The organism is Acidithiobacillus albertensis, assembly GCF_001931655.1.
Lineage (GTDB): Bacteria > Pseudomonadota > Gammaproteobacteria > Acidithiobacillales > Acidithiobacillaceae > Acidithiobacillus > Acidithiobacillus thiooxidans.
On sequence record NZ_MOAD01000140.1, the window covers coordinates 1 to 460 of the forward strand.

1 protein-coding gene is annotated in these 460 nt (G+C 53.5%); it reads left to right on the forward strand.

Features of this window, described 5'->3' with window-relative positions; all coding sequences use genetic code 11:
- The first annotated feature begins 11 nt into the window (after nucleotides 1-11).
- The gene (locus BLW97_RS20165) at nucleotides 12-140 is read left to right on the forward strand and encodes an ANTAR domain-containing protein (protein ID WP_278278524.1); all 129 of its coding nucleotides are present in this window, start codon (nucleotides 12-14) and stop codon (nucleotides 138-140) included.
- Nucleotides 141-460 lie beyond the last annotated feature (320 nt).

Below are 460 nucleotides of genomic sequence, written 5' to 3' on the forward strand. Positions count from 1 at the left end.
AGGGCATCCTCATGCGCGACTTGCAGATTGACGAAGCCGAAGCCTACCGGCGCATGCGGCGGCTCGCCATGGACAAAGGAAAAAAACTGGGAGAAATTGCCGAAATGATCATTACGGTGGGCGAAGCAGGCAGCTCCTGATCTCCTGGCCGGCTTCCACCAGATCATACTTCAATCCAACCCGCCATTAATCACGGCAAATTATCCATCTTGCCTGCAATAACGATGCTCTTTATGATTCCTGATTCCTTCCAGGGTTACGCCATGAATTTGCAGATAATTCCATGAATATGATCCAGAAGCTGATTCGTCCCGGAATTCCGGCAGCGATTTTCTCCGCCCTGCTTTTTGGTGCCAGCACTCCTCTGGCCAAAATTCTCCTGGCGTCGGTCAGCCCCTGGATGCTGGCGGCTCTGCTTTATCTGGGTTCCGGCCTGGGGCTCAGCGTGTATCGACTGCTG